Origin of the sequence: Pseudomonas sp. NPDC089422 (assembly GCF_044749405.1) — a bacterium.
In the GTDB taxonomy this organism is placed as follows: Bacteria; Pseudomonadota; Gammaproteobacteria; order Pseudomonadales; family Pseudomonadaceae; genus Aquipseudomonas.
This window is the reverse complement of the sequence record NZ_JBIVHW010000001.1, coordinates 274,067-292,455: the sequence shown is the minus strand read 5'-3', so window position 1 is coordinate 292,455 and position 18,389 is coordinate 274,067. Positions and strand designations below refer to the sequence as shown.

The 18,389-nt window shown below is 62.8% G+C and carries 16 protein-coding genes; 11 read left to right on the top strand and 5 right to left on the bottom strand.

From position 1 onward, the window contains the following. Window positions 1–11 precede the first annotated feature (11 nt). Together lolA and ACIPZ8_RS01320 are read right to left on the bottom strand one after the other, a co-directional pair. On the bottom strand, window positions 12–635 hold the full coding sequence (gene lolA / locus ACIPZ8_RS01325; RefSeq protein ID WP_060511141.1) for an outer membrane lipoprotein chaperone LolA: 624 nt from the start codon (window positions 633–635) through the stop codon (window positions 12–14). A gap of 62 nt (window positions 636–697) precedes the next feature. Then, window positions 698–3,316, bottom strand: coding sequence for a DNA translocase FtsK (locus ACIPZ8_RS01320; RefSeq protein WP_400719728.1), 2,619 nt, complete (start codon window positions 3,314–3,316; stop codon window positions 698–700). Window positions 3,317–3,618: 302 nt separating this feature from the next. Here ACIPZ8_RS01320 and aat point away from each other — a divergent pair, with 302 nt between their 5' ends. The 3 genes from aat (at window position 3,619) to infA (ending at window position 5,382) form a co-directional block, all read left to right on the top strand. Continuing rightward, window positions 3,619–4,299 carry a leucyl/phenylalanyl-tRNA--protein transferase gene (aat, locus tag ACIPZ8_RS01315; RefSeq protein ID WP_400719216.1) on the top strand — a complete coding sequence of 227 codons (681 nt, stop codon included), beginning with the start codon at window positions 3,619–3,621 and terminating at the stop codon, window positions 4,297–4,299. A 55-nt stretch (window positions 4,300–4,354) separates the two neighbouring features. Beyond that, window positions 4,355–5,062 (top strand): arginyltransferase, encoded by a 708-nt coding sequence (locus tag ACIPZ8_RS01310; protein WP_313201219.1) that lies wholly within the window; start codon window positions 4,355–4,357, stop codon window positions 5,060–5,062. A 101-nt stretch (window positions 5,063–5,163) separates the two neighbouring features. Next, window positions 5,164–5,382: a translation initiation factor IF-1 gene (gene infA, locus ACIPZ8_RS01305; RefSeq protein ID WP_002553999.1), complete on the top strand. Its 219-nt coding sequence runs from the start codon at window positions 5,164–5,166 to the stop codon at window positions 5,380–5,382. Window positions 5,383–5,528: 146 nt separating this feature from the next. On the opposite strand, the gene clpA is transcribed toward infA, so the two are convergent. Further along, entirely contained in the window at window positions 5,529–7,799 is a 2,271-nt protein-coding gene (gene clpA / locus ACIPZ8_RS01300; protein WP_152955990.1) for an ATP-dependent Clp protease ATP-binding subunit ClpA, read from the bottom strand. 30 nt (window positions 7,800–7,829) lie between these two features. Then, complete coding sequence (gene clpS / locus ACIPZ8_RS01295; RefSeq protein ID WP_003251220.1) at window positions 7,830–8,192, bottom strand: ATP-dependent Clp protease adapter ClpS; 363 nt, start codon at window positions 8,190–8,192, stop codon at window positions 7,830–7,832. 230 nt (window positions 8,193–8,422) lie between these two features. On the opposite strand from clpS, the gene cspD reads away from it, so the two are divergent. Next, window positions 8,423–8,683, top strand: a complete 261-nt coding sequence (gene cspD, locus ACIPZ8_RS01290; RefSeq protein WP_400719215.1) for a cold shock domain-containing protein CspD — start codon at window positions 8,423–8,425, stop codon at window positions 8,681–8,683. A 72-nt stretch (window positions 8,684–8,755) separates the two neighbouring features. On the opposite strand, the gene icd is transcribed toward cspD, so the two are convergent. Next, complete coding sequence (icd, locus tag ACIPZ8_RS01285; RefSeq protein ID WP_159409684.1) at window positions 8,756–10,012, bottom strand: NADP-dependent isocitrate dehydrogenase; 1,257 nt, start codon at window positions 10,010–10,012, stop codon at window positions 8,756–8,758. Window positions 10,013–10,428: 416 nt separating this feature from the next. On the opposite strand from icd, the gene ACIPZ8_RS01280 reads away from it, so the two are divergent. From ACIPZ8_RS01280 to ACIPZ8_RS01250, 7 genes are all read left to right on the top strand, one after another. Continuing rightward, window positions 10,429–12,654 carry an NADP-dependent isocitrate dehydrogenase gene (locus ACIPZ8_RS01280; protein ID WP_400719214.1) on the top strand — a complete coding sequence of 742 codons (2,226 nt, stop codon included), beginning with the start codon at window positions 10,429–10,431 and terminating at the stop codon, window positions 12,652–12,654. A gap of 204 nt (window positions 12,655–12,858) precedes the next feature. After that, window positions 12,859–13,299, top strand: coding sequence for an NUDIX hydrolase (locus tag ACIPZ8_RS01275; RefSeq protein WP_400719213.1), 441 nt, complete (start codon window positions 12,859–12,861; stop codon window positions 13,297–13,299). A gap of 59 nt (window positions 13,300–13,358) precedes the next feature. Then, window positions 13,359–14,483 carry a tRNA 2-thiouridine(34) synthase MnmA gene (gene mnmA / locus ACIPZ8_RS01270; protein ID WP_400719212.1) on the top strand — a complete coding sequence of 375 codons (1,125 nt, stop codon included), beginning with the start codon at window positions 13,359–13,361 and terminating at the stop codon, window positions 14,481–14,483. Next, on the top strand, window positions 14,480–15,106 hold the full coding sequence (gene hflD / locus ACIPZ8_RS01265) for a high frequency lysogenization protein HflD (protein ID WP_027919723.1): 627 nt from the start codon (window positions 14,480–14,482) through the stop codon (window positions 15,104–15,106). The genes mnmA and hflD overlap by 4 nt, the downstream gene beginning before the upstream one ends. Window positions 15,107–15,183: 77 nt before the next feature. Further along, window positions 15,184–16,554 (top strand): adenylosuccinate lyase, encoded by a 1,371-nt coding sequence (purB, locus tag ACIPZ8_RS01260; protein WP_033693092.1) that lies wholly within the window; start codon window positions 15,184–15,186, stop codon window positions 16,552–16,554. Between the two features lie 81 nt (window positions 16,555–16,635). Next, complete coding sequence (locus ACIPZ8_RS01255; protein WP_400719211.1) at window positions 16,636–17,802, top strand: JmjC domain-containing protein; 1,167 nt, start codon at window positions 16,636–16,638, stop codon at window positions 17,800–17,802. Further along, on the top strand, window positions 17,795–18,223 hold the full coding sequence (locus ACIPZ8_RS01250; protein WP_060511170.1) for a GNAT family N-acetyltransferase: 429 nt from the start codon (window positions 17,795–17,797) through the stop codon (window positions 18,221–18,223). The genes ACIPZ8_RS01255 and ACIPZ8_RS01250 overlap by 8 nt, the downstream gene beginning before the upstream one ends. The last annotated feature ends 166 nt before the right edge of the window (window positions 18,224–18,389 follow it).

Sequence of the window (18,389 nt, the reverse complement as noted above, 5' to 3'; positions counted from 1 at the left end):
GCGAGCTCTGCTTACTCCTTGATGACGTCGGCGCCTTTGGGGATGTCGAACTTGAACTGGCTGTCCGGCACCGCCTGGTTGGCCTTGACGCCATTGAACAGGATGTTGGTGCGCTGGCCGACGCTGTCGATCAGCTGCATGTCATTGATCAGGCCCTTGCGGAACGACACGCGCAGTGAGTCGAACAGGGTGTCCTTGGTCTTCGGCTTGAGGGTGAAGTCCATCACGTCGCCCTGCTCCTTGGAGGTAATGTCGAAGCTCTGGCTGATCTTCGACACATCACCAGACAGCAGCAGTGCCGGGGTCTGGTTCAGGCGCTGGTCGAGCTTCTTGATGGTCGCCTGCTCCAGGTCCGGGTCCCACAGGGTGACGTTCTTGCCGTCGGACACCACCACCTGCTCCTGCGGCGCATTGGTGTGCCAGTAGAACAGGCCCGGGCGCTTCACGGTCATCTTGCCGGAGGTTTCCTGCAGGCTGGTGCCGCCGGCGTCCAGGGTCAACTGGGAGAAGTTGGCCTCGATGGTCTGGGATTTTTCCAACAGCTGGGTCAGGCGTTGTACGTCTTGCTCACCGGCATAAGCAGTAACCGAGCCCAGGGTCAGGGCAGAAACCAACAGCATGCGAATCGCGCGCATGGGAATCCTCATTGAGCATTGAAAAGGCCGGGCGCCACCGTTGGCGCCCGGCAAGGTGTTCATCAGTCGCGCGGGCCGCCTGGGGCAATCACTTCCCGCGAGCCGTTGCTGTTCATCGGGGTGACCACGCCGGCCATCTCCATCGACTCGATCATCCGCGCGGCGCGGTTGTAGCCAATCTTCAGCTTGCGCTGCACCGCCGAGATGGAAGCACGGCGGCTTTCCAGCACGAACTGCACGGCCTCATCATACAGGGCATCGGTTTCGGCATCGTCACCATCGCCACCGCCGCCGCCACCGTCGAAGCCGCTGCCGGCCTCTTCGACGCCATTGAGGATGTCGTCGTTGTAGTCTGGCGCGCCACGCAGCTTCCACGCCTCGACCGTGCGATGCACTTCATCGTCGGAGACGAATGCACCGTGGACACGGATCGGCAGGCTGGTGCCCGGTGGCATGTACAGCATGTCACCGTGGCCGAGCAGCTGTTCGGCGCCGCCCTGGTCGATGATGGTCCGCGAGTCGATCTTGCTCGACACCTGGAACGCCATGCGGGTCGGGATGTTGGCTTTGATCAGGCCGGTGATCACGTCCACCGACGGGCGCTGGGTGGCGAGGATCAGGTGGATACCGGCGGCCCGCGCCTTCTGGGCGATACGGGCGATCAGCTCTTCGACCTTCTTGCCGACGATCATCATCATGTCGGCGAATTCGTCGACCACCACGACGATGGTCGGCAGGGTCTTCAGCGCTGGCGGCTCGTCGTCCATGCTCTCGCGGCGGTACAGCGGGTCATGGATGATCTCGCCGGCTTCCTGGGCGTCCTTGATCTTGCGGTTGAAGCCGGCCAGATTGCGCACGCCCATGGCCGCCATCAGCTTGTAGCGCCGCTCCATCTCGGCCACGCTCCAGCGCAAGGCGTTGGCGGCGTCCTTCATGTCGGTGACCACCGGGCACAGCAGGTGCGGAATGCCCTCGTAGATCGACAGTTCGAGCATTTTCGGGTCAATCATGATCAGCCGCGCGTCTTCCGGGCTGGACTTGAACAGGATCGACAGGATCATCGCGTTGACACCCACCGACTTACCGGAACCGGTAGTACCGGCCACCAGCAAATGCGGCATCTTGGCCAGATCGGTGATCACCGGCTTGCCGCCGATGTCGTGGCCCAGAGCCAAAGTGACCGGCGATTTCTGCTCGTCGTACTGTGGCGTGGCGAGCACTTCCGAGAAGCGCACCATCTGCCGGTTTTCGTTAGGGATCTCGATACCCACGGTGGTTTTGCCGGGGATCACTTCGACCACCCGCACACTGGTCACCGCCAGGGATCGCGCCAGGTCCTTGGCCAGGTTGGCGATGCGGCTGACCTTGACGCCTGCAGCCGGCTGGATTTCGTAACGGGTAATCACCGGGCCCGGGTGGATGGAGTCCACCGAGACTTCCACGCCAAACTCCTTGAGCTTGATTTCCAGCAACTGGCCGACACCTGCCAGGGACTCTGGCGAGTACTCGATCTTCTTCTGTTCGGCCGGGTCGAGGATGGAAATCGACGGCAAGGTACCTTCCACGGCGCTGTCGACGAACAGCGGCGCCTGTTTTTCCTTCATCACCCGCTTGCTCGGCTCCGGTGCCCTGGCCGCAGCCGGCGGCACGATGGTCGGGGCCGCTGCAGGCTGCTCGCGGGGCACCTCACGTGGCACCACAGGCTCACGCGGTACCACCGGCTCGCGGGCGAGGGTCGGCTCACGCGGCACGACAGGCTCCCGGGCCAGGGTCGGCTCACGCGGCACGACAGGCTCCCGGGCCAGGGTCGGCTCGCGCGGTTCGACGGGCGGGGCCGGGGCTTCCTCACGCTTGAATATGCGCTCGCGCAGCGCTGGCTTGGCCGGCTCGCGCTTGTCAGCGGCCTTCGCCCCCAGATCGAACACCGGCTCGTCAACTTCACGCAGTTGTGCTTCCAGGCGCTTGCGCTCGTTGCGAGCTTCCCACCAGCGGCTGGCCGCGCCCTGCACCAGCTCGAACAGGTCGAGGGTGATCTTGCCGGTCATGTCCATCACCTTGAACCACGACAGGTCAGTGAACACGGTCAGGCCAAACAGGAACAGGGCAATGAACATCAGCGTGCTGCCCTGCACGTTCAGCAGGTTGCGCGCCAGGTCGCCGAGGCTTTCGCCCAGCGCACCGCCCGCAGAAAACGGCAGGCTCGCCGGCGGGTGGAAATGGATATGCGCCAGGGCCGCGCCCGACAGCACCAGGAACACCAGGCCGATCAGCCGCCAGGAGAACAGCCAGCCGCTCCACTGCCAGGGCTGATGGCGCTCGCGGAAGATCTGCCAGGTCTTGATCGCCAGCAACAGCGGGAAGATGTAGGCGAAGTAGCCCAGCACCATGAACAGGATGTCGGCAAAGTACGCACCGGCACGCCCGGCAGCATTCTGCACCTGATCGATGTTGCTGGTGTGGCTGAAGCCCGGGTCCGACGTGTCGTAGGTCAGCAGTGCCATCCACAGGTACAGGCACAGGGCGCCGACAGCGATCAACGCACCTTCCTTGAGGCGGTAATGCAGCTGCTGCCGCCACAGGGGCACGGGCAAAGGAGCTGGAGTTGCGGTGGATTTCTTCAAAACGCGTCTATTCCTGCGCGTGCTGCGCGTCCAGTAGTGATCGGCCGGTGTCTGGCCAATGAACCACTACTTTTAACATTACTGCCCGCCAGCCGCCATGACGGCACGCCGTATGGCTCTCGCATGGGGGCGACTTTCGTATAGGTGCAATTTGAGCATGCATTTTCTTTTGTGACAAAGGCTTATGCTGTGTTTTTGCACAGGTGTGACAGCAAATGTAGCGGATGGTGCCTATGCTTTCATGAATGTGTAGGAAATTGCCTATTCTGCTGCCCGCCAATAGCTCTTGACCCTGCCAGCATTGACCCCGCAAGCCCTGCGCGCCATGCTGCCCTCTCCCCTCCCCCACCGCACGATAGACCATGCTCACCTGGCTGACCCGCGACTCGCTGACGTTCCCGCCCCTGGAAAAGGCCCTGCACGACCCCAACGGCCTGCTCGCCGCTGGCGGCGACCTGAGCCCCGAGCGCCTGGAGCAAGCCTACCGGCATGGCTGCTTCCCCTGGTACCAGGACGGCCAGCCGATCCTCTGGTGGTCGCCCGACCCGCGCACGGTGCTGTTCCCGAACGAGCTGCACGTCTCGCGTTCGCTGGCCAAACTGATGCGCCAGGGCCGCTACCAGGTCAGCTTCGACACCGACTTCCCGGCGGTGATCGCCGCCTGCGCGGCGCCGCGCGATTACGCCGACGGCACCTGGATCACCGACACCATGCGCAATGCCTACTGCGAGCTGCACCGGCGCGGTATCGCCCACTCGGTGGAAGTGCGCGAGGACGGCGAGCTGGTCGGCGGCCTGTACGGCCTGGCCATCGGCCAGCTGTTCTTCGGCGAATCGATGTTCAGCCGCGCCGACAATGCCTCCAAGGTCGGCTTCGTGACGCTGGTCGAACATTTGCGCCAGGCCGGCTTCGTGCTGATCGACTGCCAGATGCCGACCAACCACCTGCACAGCCTTGGCGCCCGCGCCATCAGCCGCGCCCGCTTCGCCGACTACCTGGCACACCACCTCGACCAGCCCAACAGCGCCACCTGGGTTTGCTAGGCGAGTTCTGCCAGCTGGCTTACACTTAAAGCAAAGTCTCACCGAGGGGTTGATCATGACAGAGCTGGCGCGGTTGAAGTTCTATGCCACTCAACCCCACTCCTGCAGCTACCTGCCGGACGAACAGGCGACCACGCTGTTCCTCGACCCCAGCCAGCCGATGGACGTGCATGTGTATGCCGACCTGTCGGAAATGGGCTTTCGCCGCAGTGGCGACCACCTGTACCGCCCGCATTGCCAGAACTGCAATGCCTGCGTACCGGCGCGCATCCCCGCTGCGCGCTTCATTCCCAACCGCCAGCAGCGGCGCATCCTCAAGCGCAATGCCGACCTGACCGTGACAGCCGCCCGCCCGGCGTTCAAGGAAGAATATTTCGACCTGTACCGGCGCTACATCGAGACCCGTCACGCCGATGGCGACATGTACCCGCCGAGCCGCGACCAGTTTTCCACCTTCCTGGTCCGCGACCTGCCGTTCTGCTGGTTCTACGAGTTCCGCCTGGACGGCCGCCTGCTGGCTGTCGCCGTCTGCGACCTGCTGCCCAACGGCCTGTCGGCGGTGTACACCTTCTACGAGCCCGAAGAAGAACGCCGCAGCCTCGGGCGCTTTGCCATCCTCTGGCAGATCACCGAAGCCCTGCGCCAGGACCTGGAGGCGGTCTACCTGGGTTACTGGATCAAGAACTGCAAGAAAATGAACTACAAGACGCAGTATCGGCCTATCGAGTTGTTGATAAACCAGCGCTGGGTCACCCTCAACTGAAAGCATTGGCTTGACACACAGTTTTCGGGCATAATCCACGCCACTTTTTTGCCCGGTGCGGTTATGCGTCGGGCCAACACTGGATCCGAGGGCTCTACTGCATGTCGAAAGAAGACAGCTTCGAAATGGAAGGTACTGTCGTCGACACCCTGCCCAACACCATGTTCCGCGTGGAGTTGGAAAACGGGCACGTCGTAACCGCGCACATCTCCGGAAAGATGCGCAAGAACTACATCCGTATTCTCACTGGCGACAAGGTCCGCGTCGAACTGACGCCTTACGACCTGAGCAAGGGCCGCATCACCTACCGTGCGCGCTAAGCTCTAGCCATGAAAAAGCCCGGCCATGTGCCGGGCTTTTTTGTGCCTGCTGAAACAGCATCGCGGCTAAAGCCGCTCCTACAAGGGATTGCGATACTCCTGCAGGAGCGGCTTCAGCCGCGATGGGCCGCAAAGCGGCCCCGCTGTCACGCCACCTCAGCCGTGGTCTCGAAGTCGAACACCAGTTCGCCATCGCGCAGGTCGACGTGCACCACGCCACCGTGCTCGGCCAGCTCGCCAAACAGGATCTCCTCGGCCAGCGGCCGCTTGATCTTGTCCTGGATAAGCCGCGCCATCGGCCGTGCGCCCATCTGTACGTCGTAGCCGGATACCGCCAGCCAGCCGCGGGCGGCATCGCTGACTTCCAGCAGCACACGCTTGTCTTCCAGCTGCGCCTGCAGTTCGATGAGGAACTTGTCGACGATGCTCTTGATCGTCTCGGTGCTGAGGCGGCCAAACTGGATGATGGTGTCCAGACGGTTGCGGAACTCCGGCGTGAAGCTCTTGCGGATGACTTCCATGGCATCGGACGCGTGGTCCTGATGGGTGAAGCCGATCGAGGCCCGCGCAGCAGTTTCGGCGCCGGCGTTGGTGGTCATGATCAGGATCACGTTACGGAAGTCGGCCTTGCGCCCGTTGTTGTCGGTCAGGGTGCCGTGGTCCATCACCTGCAGCAGCAGGTTGAAGACTTCCGGATGCGCCTTCTCGATTTCGTCGAGCAGCAGCACGCAGTGCGGTTGCTTGGTGATGGCCTCGGTCAGCAGGCCACCCTGGTCGAAACCAACATAGCCAGGCGGCGCACCGATCAGGCGCGACACGGTGTGGCGCTCCATGTACTCGGACATGTCGAAGCGCACCAGCTCGACACCCAAGGCCTTGGCCAGCTGCCGCGCTGCTTCGGTCTTGCCCACACCGGTCGGGCCGGCGAACAGGAACGAACCGACCGGTTTGTCCGGCGACTTGAGGCCAGCCCGGGACAGCTTGATGGCAGTGGCCAGCGAGTCGATGGCCTGATCCTGACCGAACACGGTCAGTTTCAGGTCGCGCTCGAGGTTGCGCAGCAGCTCCTTGTCGGAACTGGTGACGTGCTTCGGCGGAATCCGCGCGATCTTGGCGACAATGTCCTCGACCTGCGGCACGTCGATACGCTTGACCCGGTTCGCTTCAGGCTGCAGGCGCTGGTAGGCACCCGCCTCGTCGATCACGTCGATGGCCTTGTCCGGCATGTGCCGGTCATTGATGTAGCGCGAGGCCAGTTCGGCGGCGGCGCGCAGGGCTTCGTCGCTGTACTCGATGTTGTGGTGGCTCTCGAAGCGCCCTTTCAGGCCGCGCAGGATGCCGACGGTGTCTTCCACCGATGGCTCGCTGACATCGACCTTCTGGAAGCGCCGTGCCAGGGCACGGTCCTTCTCGAAGATGCCGCGAAACTCCTGGAAGGTGGTCGAACCGATGCAGCGGATTTCACCGGACGACAGCAGCGGCTTGAGCAGGTTGGACGCATCCATCACCCCGCCCGACGCCGCACCGGCACCGATGATGGTGTGGATCTCGTCGATGAACAGAATCGCCTGCGGGCGCTTCTTCAGCTCACCGAGCAGCGCCTTGAAGCGCTTTTCGAAATCACCGCGGTACTTGGTACCGGCCAGCAGCGCACCGAGGTCCAGCGAATAGACCACGCTCTGCGCCAGCAGGTCAGGCACCTGGCCGTCGACGATGCGCTTGGCCAGGCCTTCGGCGATGGCGGTCTTGCCGACGCCTGCCTCACCCACCAGCAGCGGGTTGTTCTTGCGCCGACGGGCGAGAATCTGCGCCACACGCTCGACTTCCTGCTCGCGCCCCACCAGCGGGTCGATACGACCCGCACGGGCCAGCTCGTTCAGGTTGCTGGCGTAGGCGTCCAGCGGGTTGCTCGAAGAGGAAGTCTCGCCACCCTCTTCGTCCTGCATTTCCTGGTCGCTTTCGGAGTGCGAACCATGGCCCGGCACCTTGGAGATGCCGTGGGCGATGTAGTTGACCACGTCGATACGGGCCACGCTCTGCTGCTTGAGCAGGAACACGGCCTGGCTTTCCTGTTCGCTGAAAATCGCCACCAGCACATTGGCGCCGGTGACTTCGCGCTTGCCGGAACTCTGCACATGGAACACGGCACGTTGCAGCACGCGCTGGAAGCCCAGGGTCGGCTGGGTCTCGCGGTCTTCATCGTTGACGGGGATCAGGGGTGTAGTGGAGTCGATGAACTCTTGCAGGTCGTGCTTGAGTTTGTCGAGATTGGCGCCACAGGCGCGCAGAACGGTCGCAGCAGCCTCATTGTCAAGGAGTGCCAGCAGCAGATGTTCGACGGTCATGAATTCATGACGCTTCGAACGAGCCTCCTTGAAGGCAAGATTGAGGGTGACTTCGAGCTCGCGGTTTAACATAGCTTCACCTCATACCCAAGTGGTCGGCGATTAACCGTCCTTCTCGATTTCACAGAGTAGCGGATGCTGGCTTTCCCTGGCGTATTGGTTGACCTGCATGGCCTTTGTTTCGGCGATGTCACGGGTAAACAATCCGCACACTGCCCGCCCTTCGGTATGGACGGTCAGCATGATCTTGGTCGCCAGCTCGCGGTTCAGACTGAAGAACGTTTCGAGCACTTCGACGACGAAATCCATCGGCGTGTAGTCATCGTTGAACAAAACCACCTTGTACATCGGTGGCGCCTGCAGGATCGGCTTGGCTTCCTGTACCGCAAGCCCTGAGCCGTCGTCCTCATTCGATTGCGGGCGATCCTGATTGAATGTTAGTCGAATCTCACTGGGTGCATGCATGGAAAGAATTTCATCATGAGCGTCAGGTTAAGGTTGTGGGTTGACTGCATTTGCGGCCGCTGGCGCACGCGCCACCTGACCTTGACTATCGGCAAAACGGTGTTACAACCAATAAGAACCCACCGTGGTCGATAAAGATCCGCGCAGTCAACCAGATTTTTCGCATGGTTCGTATGCGGATGAAGTGGATGATACTCCAGTGATGGAGTCCTTTGCAGAGGGACATAGGGATGGCAAGCGGTAAAGTCAAGTGGTTCAACAATGCCAAGGGCTACGGATTCGTCAATGAGGAGGGTAAAACCGAGGATCTGTTCGCGCACTATTCCGCGATCCAGATGGACGGATACAAGACGCTCAAGGCCGGTCAGTCCGTTGTGTTCGAGATCATTCAAGGCCCCAAAGGCCTGCATGCGGTCAAGATCACGGACGCAGCAGCCGCAGCAGCTAACAAAGCTGTAGGCCACTCCGAGGGCGAGACCGTGCAAGTCTGACCACCCTGCTCTCTGCCGGTATACGAAAGAACCGGCCGCTTCTTCAACAGAAGCGGCCGGTTTTCAATTCCCTCACATATGCTTGATCATCGCATCACCAAAGCCCGAGCTGCCCACTAACGTAGCGCCATCCATCAAACGCTCGAAGTCATAGGTCACTGTCTTGGCCGCAATCGCGCCATTGGTGCCTTTGATGATCAGGTCGGCCGCCTCGGTCCAGCCCATGTGCCGCAGCATCATCTCTGCCGAGAGAATCACTGAACCCGGGTTGACCTTGTCCTGCCCGGCGTATTTGGGCGCAGTGCCGTGGGTGGCCTCGAACATGGCCACGGTATCGGACAGATTGGCACCCGGCGCGATGCCGATGCCACCCACCTCCGCCGCCAGGGCGTCGGACAGGTAATCACCGTTGAGGTTGAGGGTGGCGATCACGTCGTACTCGGCCGGGCGCAGCAGGATCTGCTGGAGCATGGCGTCGGCGATGGCATCCTTGACGATCACTTCGCGGCCGGTTTTCGGGTTCTTGAACTTCATCCATGGGCCACCATCGAGCAGTTCGGCACCGAACTCGTCGCGCGCCACTTCATAGCCCCAGTCCTTGAAGGCCCCTTCGGTGAACTTCATGATGTTGCCCTTGTGCACCAGGGTCAGCGACTCGCGGTCGTTGTCCACCACATACTGCAGGGCCTTGCGCACCAGGCGCTTGGTGCCCTCGCGGGAGACCGGCTTGACGCCGATACCGCAGTCCTGGTCGAAGCGGATCTTGGTGACGCCCATTTCCTCCTTGAGGAACTTGATCACCTTGTTCGCTTCGGGCGAGCCGGCCTTCCACTCGATACCGGCATAAATGTCCTCGGAGTTCTCGCGGAAGATCACCATGTCGACGTCGCCGGGCTTCTTCACCGGGCTTGGCACCCCCTGGAACCACAGCACCGGGCGCAGGCACACATAAAGGTCGAGCTGCTGGCGCAGGGCCACGTTGAGCGAGCGGATGCCGCCGCCGACCGGGGTGGTCAACGGCCCCTTGATCGAAACCACATAGTCTTTCACTGCATCCAGGGTTTCCTGGGGCAGCCAGGTGTCCTGGTCATACACCTGGGTGGCCTTCTCGCCGGCATAGACCTCCATCCAGGCAATCTTGCGCTTGCCGCCGTAGGCCTTCTGCACGGCGGCATCGACCACCTTGATCATCACCGGCGAGACATCGACGCCAATCCCGTCACCTTCGATATAAGGAATGATCGGGTTGTCAGGAACATTGAGCGAATGGTCTGCATTGACGGTGATCTTGGTGCCGTCGGTCGGAACCTTGATTTTCTGGTATCCCATGCTTGCACTACTCCGCTGTCGGGTGTGATTGGACATCGTGCGATCCACTGAGCCTAAACCACATCCGCTGACCTGCAAGCAGTGCGGCAATACACCACATTGCCCCTACGTCTTTGGTCTTATAAATGGCAACGATGTCACTTGGCCTTGCTGATTAGCCCGAATGGTTTGGTATACTCCGCCGCGACCGTAGGGTCATCGGGGCGAATCCCAGGAAAATGCGGACCGCCCTTGGCCATGAATGGCCTAAGAAAAGTCTGGACTGTTACCGCAGCTCAGCATTGACGCTCGACTGATGCATCCACCATCACCGCTCGCAGCCTCTCGACTTTCCGCTCATGGCGTTGCCAGGGCGATGCGCCTACCCTGCGCAACACGAGACTCGAGCACGCTCAGCACACAGAGAGTTAACCCGCATGCCCACCCGTTCCAAGATCATCTATACCTTCACCGACGAAGCCCCCGCCCTCGCCACCTACTCGCTGCTGCCGATCGTCGAAGCCTTCACCGCTTCGGCTGACATCGCCGTCGAAACTCGCGACATTTCCCTGGCTGGCCGTATCCTTGCCGCCTTCCCGGAGCAACTGGGCGCAGAGAAGCAAGTAGGCGATCACCTGGCGGAACTGGGCCAGCTGGCTACCACCCCTGAAGCCAACATCATCAAGCTGCCGAACATCAGCGCCTCGGTACCGCAGCTCAAGGCCGCGATCAAGGAACTGCAAGGCAAGGGCTTCAACATCCCTGACTACGCCGACGAGCCGTCCACCGAGGCCGAGAAAGAATCCCGCGCCCGCTACGACCGCATCAAGGGCTCGGCCGTGAACCCGGTGCTGCGCGAAGGCAACTCCGACCGCCGCGCGCCGCTGTCGGTCAAGAACTACGCTCGCAAGCACCCGCACAAGATGGGCGCCTGGGCTGCCGACTCGCAGTCGCACGTTGCCCACATGAACAACGGCGACTTCTACGGCAGCGAAAAAGCCGCACTGATCGAGGCTGACGACAGCCTGCGCATCGAGCTGGTCGGCAAAGATGGCAGCACCACCGTGCTGAAAGCCAAGACCGCCGTCAAAGCCGCCGAAATCGTCGACTGCGCCACCATGAGCCGCAAGGCCCTGAAAGCCTTCATCGCCGAGCAGATCGCCGATGCCAAGGCCTCCGGCGTACTGCTGTCGGTGCACCTGAAAGCCACCATGATGAAGGTCTCCGACCCGATCATGTTCGGCGTCATCGTCGAAGAGTTCTACAACGACGTGCTGGCCAAGCACGCCGCCGCCCTGGCTGAAGTGGGCTTCAACGCCAACAACGGCATCGGCGACCTGTACGCCCGCATCAAGGACCTGCCAGCTGACAAGCAGGCCGAGATCGAAGCCGACATCCAGGCCCTGTACGCCGAGCGTCCAGCCCTGGCCATGGTCAACTCCGACAAGGGCATCACCAACCTGCACGTGCCGAGCGACGTCATCGTCGACGCCTCGATGCCAGCGATGATCCGTGACTCGGGCAAGATGTGGAACACCGCCGGTGAACTGCAGGATGCCAAGGCGATCATCCCGGATCGTTGCTACGCCGGCATCTACCAGGCCACCATCGAAGACTGCAAGGCCAACGGCGCCTTCGACCCGACCACCATGGGCAGCGTGCCGAACGTCGGCCTGATGGCTCAGAAGGCCGAAGAGTACGGTTCCCACGACAAGACCTTCCAGATCCAGGCCGACGGCGTTGTCCGTGTGGTCGATGGCAAGGGCAAGGTCGTTCTGGAACAGAACGTCGAAGCTGGTGACATCTTCCGCATGTGCCAGACCAAAGACGCGCCGATCCAGGACTGGGTCAAGCTGGCCGTCAACCGCGCCCGCCTGAGCAACACCCCGGCGGTGTTCTGGCTGGACCCGGCCCGTGCCCACGACGGCGTGATGATCGAGAAGGTCCAGCAGTACCTGAAGGATCACGACACCGCTGGCCTGGACATCCGTGTCCTGGCACCGGTCGACGCGATCAAGTTCTCCCTGGCCCGCATCCGCGAAGGCAAGGACACCATCTCGGTGACCGGCAACGTGCTGCGCGACTACCTGACCGACCTGTTCCCGATCATGGAACTGGGCACCAGCGCCAAGATGCTGTCGATCGTGCCGCTGATGAACGGCGGTGGCCTGTTCGAAACCGGTGCCGGTGGTTCGGCGCCGAAGCACGTGCAGCAGCTGGTGGAAGAGAACTTCCTGCGTTGGGACTCGCTGGGTGAATTCCTGGCCCTGGCCGCTTCCCTGGAGCACCTGGGCAACACCTACGACAACCCACGCGCCAAGGTCCTGGCCAACACCCTGGACCAGGCCACCGGCAAGTTCCTCGACACCAACAAGTCGCCTTCGCGCAAGGTTGGCGGTATCGACAACCGCGGCAGCCACTTCTACCTGACCCTGTACTGGGCCCAGGCCCTGGCTGCCCAGAGCGACGACGCCGCCCTGCAGGCACGCTTCGCCCCACTGGCCAAGACCCTGACCGAGAACGAGGAGACCATCGTCGCCGAGCTCAACGCCGTTCAGGGCAAGCCGGCCGACATCGGTGGCTACTATGCGCCGGATGCCGCGCTGACCGCCAAGGTGATGCGCCCAAGCCAGACCCTGAACAGCGCCATTGCCGCCCTGTAAGGTTCGCTTGAAGTAACAGCACAAACCCCGGCCACGCACCGGGGTTTGTGCTTTCTGGACACTGGGGCTGCTTTGCAGCCCATCGCAGGCAAGCCAGCTCCTACAGGTACGGTGCAAACCTTGAGCCTTGCACCGTACCTGTGGGAGCTGGCTTGCCTGCGATGGACCGCAAAGCGGTCCCGGCAATCTTGAAGGGACCCGCAAATGACCTGGCAACCCCACATCACCGTCGCCACCATCGTCGAACACGAGGGCAAGTTCCTCTTCGTCGAAGAATTCAAAGCCGGCCAGCACGTCTTCAACCAACCCGCCGGCCACCTCGAACCCAACGAGACCCTGCCCCAGGCCGCCCTGCGCGAAACCCTGGAAGAAACTGCCTGGGAAGTCGAGCTCACCGGCGTGGTCGGCATTTACCTCTATACCGCCCCGAGCAACGGCGTGACCTACCAGCGCATCTGCTTCGCCGCCCGCCCCGTGCGCCACCACCAAGACCTCGCCCTGGACAGCGACATCGTCCGCGCCGTGTGGCTGACCCGCGACGAACTGCTGGCCGATCCCTCGCGCTGGCGCAGCGAACTCGTCCCCCGCTGCCTCGACGACTACCTCGACGGACCGCTGCACAGCCTCGAATTGCTGCGTGACTGACGCGCCGCGCCGGTTTTGATAGAATCGGCGTTTTTCCCCCTTGATACACACCGGTACCCATGACCAGCCCAGCACTCAAAGACCCCGCCAAGACCCGCGTCATCGTCGGCATGTCCGGCGGCGTGGACTCTTCCGTCTCCGCCCTTCTGCTCATGGAGCAGGGCTACCAGGTGGAAGGGCTGTTCATGAAGAACTGGGAAGAAGACGACGGCACCGAATACTGCACCGCCCGTGAAGACCTGGCCGACGCCCAGGCCGTGTGCGACCGCATTGGCATCAAGCTGCACACCGCCAACTTCGCCGCCGAATACTGGGACAACGTGTTCGAGCACTTCCTCGAGGAATACAAGGCCGGCCGCACGCCCAACCCGGACATCCTCTGCAACCGCGAAATCAAGTTCAAGGCGTTCCTCGACTACGCCCTGTCGCTGGGTGCCGACCTGATCGCCACCGGCCACTACGTGCGCCGCCGCGACACCGGTGCACTCACCGAACTGCTCAAGGGCCTGGACCCGAACAAGGACCAGAGCTACTTCCTGCACGCCGTCGGCGGCAAAGAGATTGCCCGCACCCTGTTCCCGGTTGGCGAGCTGGAAAAGCCCGAAGTCCGTGCCATCGCCGAAAAGCACGGCCTGGCTACCGCCAAGAAGAAGGACTCCACCGGCATCTGCTTCATTGGCGAGCGCCGCTTCAGCGACTTCCTCAAGCAGTACCTGCCGGCCCAGCCAGGCAACATCGAGACCACTGACGGCGAAGTGATCGGCCGCCACCACGGCCTGATGTACCACACCATCGGCCAGCGCCAGGGCCTGGGTATCGGCGGCCTGAAGGACGCCGGTGACGAGCCGTGGTACGTGCTGCACAAAGACCTGACCCGCAACGTTCTGGTGGTCGGCCAGGGCAATGAGCACCCATGGCTGTTCTCCCGCGCCCTGCTCGCTTCGGAAATCTTCTGGGTCAACCCGATCGACCTGAGCAGCCCGCGCCAGTTGACGGCCAAGGTGCGCTACCGCCAGAGCGACCAGCAGTGCACCCTGGAGCGGACCGAAACCGGCTACCGCGCCGTGTTCGACGAACCGCAGCGCGCCGTGACCCCGGGCCAGTCGGTAGTGTTCTATGACGGCGAGGTGTGCCTGGGCGGCGGCGTGATCGAAACCGCCGAGCCTTGGAGCCCGCGCGCATGAGCAACCTGCAGGAGCAGCTGATTGCTTTGGGCGGCGTATTCCAGGCCGCCGTGCTGGTCGACCGCATCGCCCGCACCGGCCAGGCCAGCGAAGCCAACATCGGCTGCATGCTCGGCAGCCTGCTGGTACGTGACCCCAAGGACACCCTGGAAGTGTTCGGCGGCGACGATCTCAACCTGCGTGACGGTTATCGAGCCCTGGTCGGCGCCTTGGAGCGCGACCCCAGCAGCCTGCAGCGCGAGCCGCTGCGCTACGCGCTGTCGATGCTCGGCCTGGAGCGCCAGCTGAACAAGCGCGGCGACCTGCTCGACACCATCGGCAACCGCCTGCCACAAATTCAGTCCCAGGCCGACCATTTCGGCCTGGTTCACGAAAATGTCATCGCTTCCAGCGGAGCCTTGTACCAGGACACCCTGAGCACCCTGCGCCAGCGCATCCAGGTGCACGGCGACATGCGCTTCCTGCAGCAGGCCAGCAACGCCTCGAAGATCCGCGCCCTGCTGCTCGCCGGCATCCGCGCCGCGCGCCTGTGGCGCCAGCTGGGCGGGCATCGCTGGCAGCTGGTGTTCAGCCGGCGCAAGCTGCTCAACGAACTGTACGACATGATGCGTTCGCCTTCCTGATAGGCGACACCGACTCGAGCGCAAATTTCATGTATGATATGCGCCCTTCCAAAAGCCTGACTGTCCGAGAACACCCCATGCAGCTCTCTTCGCTCACTGCGGTTTCCCCTGTAGACGGCCGTTACGCCGGCAAAACCCAGGCCTTGCGCCCCATTTTCAGCGAATTCGGCCTGATCCGTTTCCGCGCCCTGGTCGAAGTGCGCTGGCTGCAGCGCCTGGCCGCCCACCCACAGATCGGCGAAGTGCCGGCGTTCTCCGCCGAAGCCAACGCCCTGCTGGACAGCCTGGCGACCGACTTCAAGCTCGAGCACGCCGAACGCGTCAAGGAAATCGAGCGCACCACCAACCACGACGTCAAGGCGATCGAATACCTCCTCAAGGAGCAGGCCGCCAAGCTGCCTGAGCTGGCCAAGGTCAGCGAGTTCATCCACTTCGCCTGCACCAGCGAGGACATCAACAACCTGTCCCACGCCCTGATGCTGCGCGCCGGCCGTGACGACGTGCTGCTGCCGCTGATGCGCCAGATCGCCGACGCCATTCGCGCCCTGGCCCACGCCCACGCCGACGTGCCGATGCTGTCGCGCACCCACGGCCAGCCGGCTTCGCCAACCACCCTGGGCAAGGAACTGGCCAACGTCGTGTACCGCCTGGAGCGCCAGATCGCCCAGGTCGCCGCCGTGCCGCTGCTGGGCAAGATCAACGGCGCCGTGGGCAACTACAACGCCCACCTGTCGGCCTACTCGCAGATCGACTGGGAGCAGAACGCCCGCGCCTTCATCGAAGACGAGCTGGGCCTGCAGTTCAACCCGTACACCACCCAGATCGAGCCGCACGACTATATCGCCGAGCTGTTCGACGCGATCGCCCGCTTCAACACCATCCTCATCGACTTCGACCGTGACGTCTGGGGCTACATCTCGCTGGGCTACTTCAAGCAGAAGACCGTGGCCGGCGAAATCGGCTCGTCGACCATGCCGCACAAGGTCAACCCGATCGACTTCGAAAACTCCGAAGGCAACCTGGGCATCGCCAACGCACTGTTCCAGCACCTGGCCAGCAAGCTGCCGATCTCGCGCTGGCAGCGTGACCTGACCGACTCCACCGTGCTGCGCAACCTGGGCGTGGGCTTTGCCCACAGCGTCATCGCTTATGAAGCCAGCCTGAAAGGCATCGGCAAGCTGGAAGTCAACGAAGCCCGCATCGCCGCTGACCTGGACGCCTGCTGGGAAGTCCTCGCTGAACCGATCCAGACCGTGATGCGCCGCTTCAACATCGAGAACCCCTACGAGAAGCTCAAGGAGCTGACCCGTGGCAAGGGCATCACGCCAGACGCGCTGCTGACCTTCATCGACGGCCTCGACATGCCGGCCGACGCCAAGGCCGAACTGAAGCTGCTGACCCCCGCTACCTACATCGGTAACGCGGCAGCCCAGGCCAAACGCATCTAAGCTGACCGTCGCGTTCAACGCCCGGCCTGGCCGGGCGTTTTTATTCCCGGACGAAAATTACGTTTTTTCAATAGGTTGAACATGAATCCTGATACTCCACTGCAGCTGCTCGGCGGCATCTCGGCCCGCGAATTCATGCGCGACTACTGGCAGAAGAAGCCACTGCTGGTGCGCCAGGCCTTCCCGGACTTCGAAAGCCCGATCGACCCTGACGAGCTGGCCGGCCTGGCCCTGGAAGAGGAAGTCGAGTCGCGCATCGTCCTCGAGCACGGCGCCCACCCGTGGGAACTGCGCCGCGGCCCGTTCACCGAAGACACCTTCGCCGAGCTCCCGGAACAGGACTGGACCCTGCTGGTACAGGCCGTCGACCAGTTCGTCCCGGAAGTCGCCGAGCTGCTGGAGCACTTCCGCTTCCTGCCGAGCTGGCGTATCGATGACGTGATGATCAGCTTCGCCACCCCGGGTGGCAGCGTCGGTCCGCACTTCGACAACTACGACGTGTTCCTGCTGCAGGGCCACGGCGAGCGCAACTGGAAAGTCGGCCAGATGTGCAACAGCGACAGCCCGCTGCTGGAGCACGCCGACCTGCGCATCCTCGCCGAATTCGAACAGAGCGGCGAATGGACCCTCGAGCCGGGCGACATGCTCTACCTGCCACCGCGCCTGGCCCACTATGGCGTCGCCGTGGACAACTGCCTGACCTACTCGGTCGGCTTCCGCGCCCCAAGCGCCGCCGAAGTGCTGACCCACTTCACCGACTTCCTCGGCCAGTTCCTGCCAGAAGAAGAACGCTACAGCGACGCCGACGCGCAACCTGCCAGCGACCCGCACCAGATCCAGCACGACGCCCTCGACCGCCTCAAGGCGCTGATCGACAAGCACACCAACGACAAGGACCTGCTGCTGACCTGGTTCGGCCAGTTCATGACCGAGCCGCGCTACCCGGAGCAGGTGGTCGGTGAAGAGATGGACGAGGACGAGCTGATCGAGGCCCTGGAAGACGGCGCCATCCTGATCCGCAACCCGAGCGCCCGCATGGCCTGGTCCGAGCTCGGCGAAGACCTGATGCTGTTCGCCAGCGGCCGCAGCTGCCCGCTGCCGGCCAAGCTGCGTGAACTGCTGAAGCTGGTGTGCTCGGCCGATGCGTTGCACATCGACAACCTTGAGCAGTGGTTGCAAGATGAAGATGGCCTTATGCTGGTACAGCAGCTGATCAAACAAGGAAGCCTGGGATTCGCCAATGAATAAGATTCGTGTGCGCCTTGCCGACTGGCACAAGGACAACGCTGATATCCGCCGTATCCGCGAAGCCGTGTTCATTGCCGAGCAGCATGTTCCGCCGGAGCTGGAGTGGGATTCGGACGATCCGAGCGCCGCGCACTTTCTGGCACTGGAAGGCGACTACCCGATCGGCACCGCCCGCCTGCTGCCCGACGGCACCATTGGCCGGGTCTCGGTGCTCAAGGACTGGCGTGGCCTGAAAGTCGGCGATGCGCTGATGAATGCGGTAATCGTCGAAGCACAGGACCGTGACCTGAAGCAGCAGATGCTCAGTGCCCAGGTGCATGCCACGCCGTTCTACGAGCGCCTGGGCTTTCGCGTAGTCAGCGAGGAGTTCCTCGAAGCCGGCATTCCGCACGTGGACATGGTGCGCGACTCGCGCGCCTGATTCCCACACTGCGCCGCCCCCTTGTAGGAGCGGCCTTGTGTCGCGAAAGGGTCGCGCAGCGGCCCCAGGATCTCCGCCACTGGCGCAGATTGCCGGGGCTGCTCCGCAGCCCTTTCGCGACACAAGGCCGCTCCTACAGGGATCGCGCTAACTTCAGGCAAAAAAT

Excerpts from the sequence above, each read along its gene's own strand:
- lolA (WP_060511141.1), bottom strand. The coding sequence starts at position 635 with ATGCGCGCGATTCGCATGCTGTTGGTTTCTGCCCTGACCCTGGGCTCG.
- aat (WP_400719216.1), top strand. The coding sequence starts at position 3,619 with ATGCTCACCTGGCTGACCCGCGACTCGCTGACGTTCCCGCCCCTGGAA.
- ACIPZ8_RS01310 (WP_313201219.1), top strand. The coding sequence starts at position 4,355 with ATGACAGAGCTGGCGCGGTTGAAGTTCTATGCCACTCAACCCCACTCC.
- infA (WP_002553999.1), top strand. The coding sequence starts at position 5,164 with ATGTCGAAAGAAGACAGCTTCGAAATGGAAGGTACTGTCGTCGACACC.
- clpA (WP_152955990.1), bottom strand. The coding sequence starts at position 7,799 with ATGTTAAACCGCGAGCTCGAAGTCACCCTCAATCTTGCCTTCAAGGAG.
- clpS (WP_003251220.1), bottom strand. The coding sequence starts at position 8,192 with ATGCATGCACCCAGTGAGATTCGACTAACATTCAATCAGGATCGCCCG.
- cspD (WP_400719215.1), top strand. The coding sequence starts at position 8,423 with ATGGCAAGCGGTAAAGTCAAGTGGTTCAACAATGCCAAGGGCTACGGA.
- icd (WP_159409684.1), bottom strand. The coding sequence starts at position 10,012 with ATGGGATACCAGAAAATCAAGGTTCCGACCGACGGCACCAAGATCACC.
- ACIPZ8_RS01280 (WP_400719214.1), top strand. The coding sequence starts at position 10,429 with ATGCCCACCCGTTCCAAGATCATCTATACCTTCACCGACGAAGCCCCC.
- ACIPZ8_RS01275 (WP_400719213.1), top strand. The coding sequence starts at position 12,859 with ATGACCTGGCAACCCCACATCACCGTCGCCACCATCGTCGAACACGAG.
- mnmA (WP_400719212.1), top strand. The coding sequence starts at position 13,359 with ATGACCAGCCCAGCACTCAAAGACCCCGCCAAGACCCGCGTCATCGTC.
- hflD (WP_027919723.1), top strand. The coding sequence starts at position 14,480 with ATGAGCAACCTGCAGGAGCAGCTGATTGCTTTGGGCGGCGTATTCCAG.
- purB (WP_033693092.1), top strand. The coding sequence starts at position 15,184 with ATGCAGCTCTCTTCGCTCACTGCGGTTTCCCCTGTAGACGGCCGTTAC.
- ACIPZ8_RS01255 (WP_400719211.1), top strand. The coding sequence starts at position 16,636 with ATGAATCCTGATACTCCACTGCAGCTGCTCGGCGGCATCTCGGCCCGC.
- ACIPZ8_RS01250 (WP_060511170.1), top strand. The coding sequence starts at position 17,795 with ATGAATAAGATTCGTGTGCGCCTTGCCGACTGGCACAAGGACAACGCT.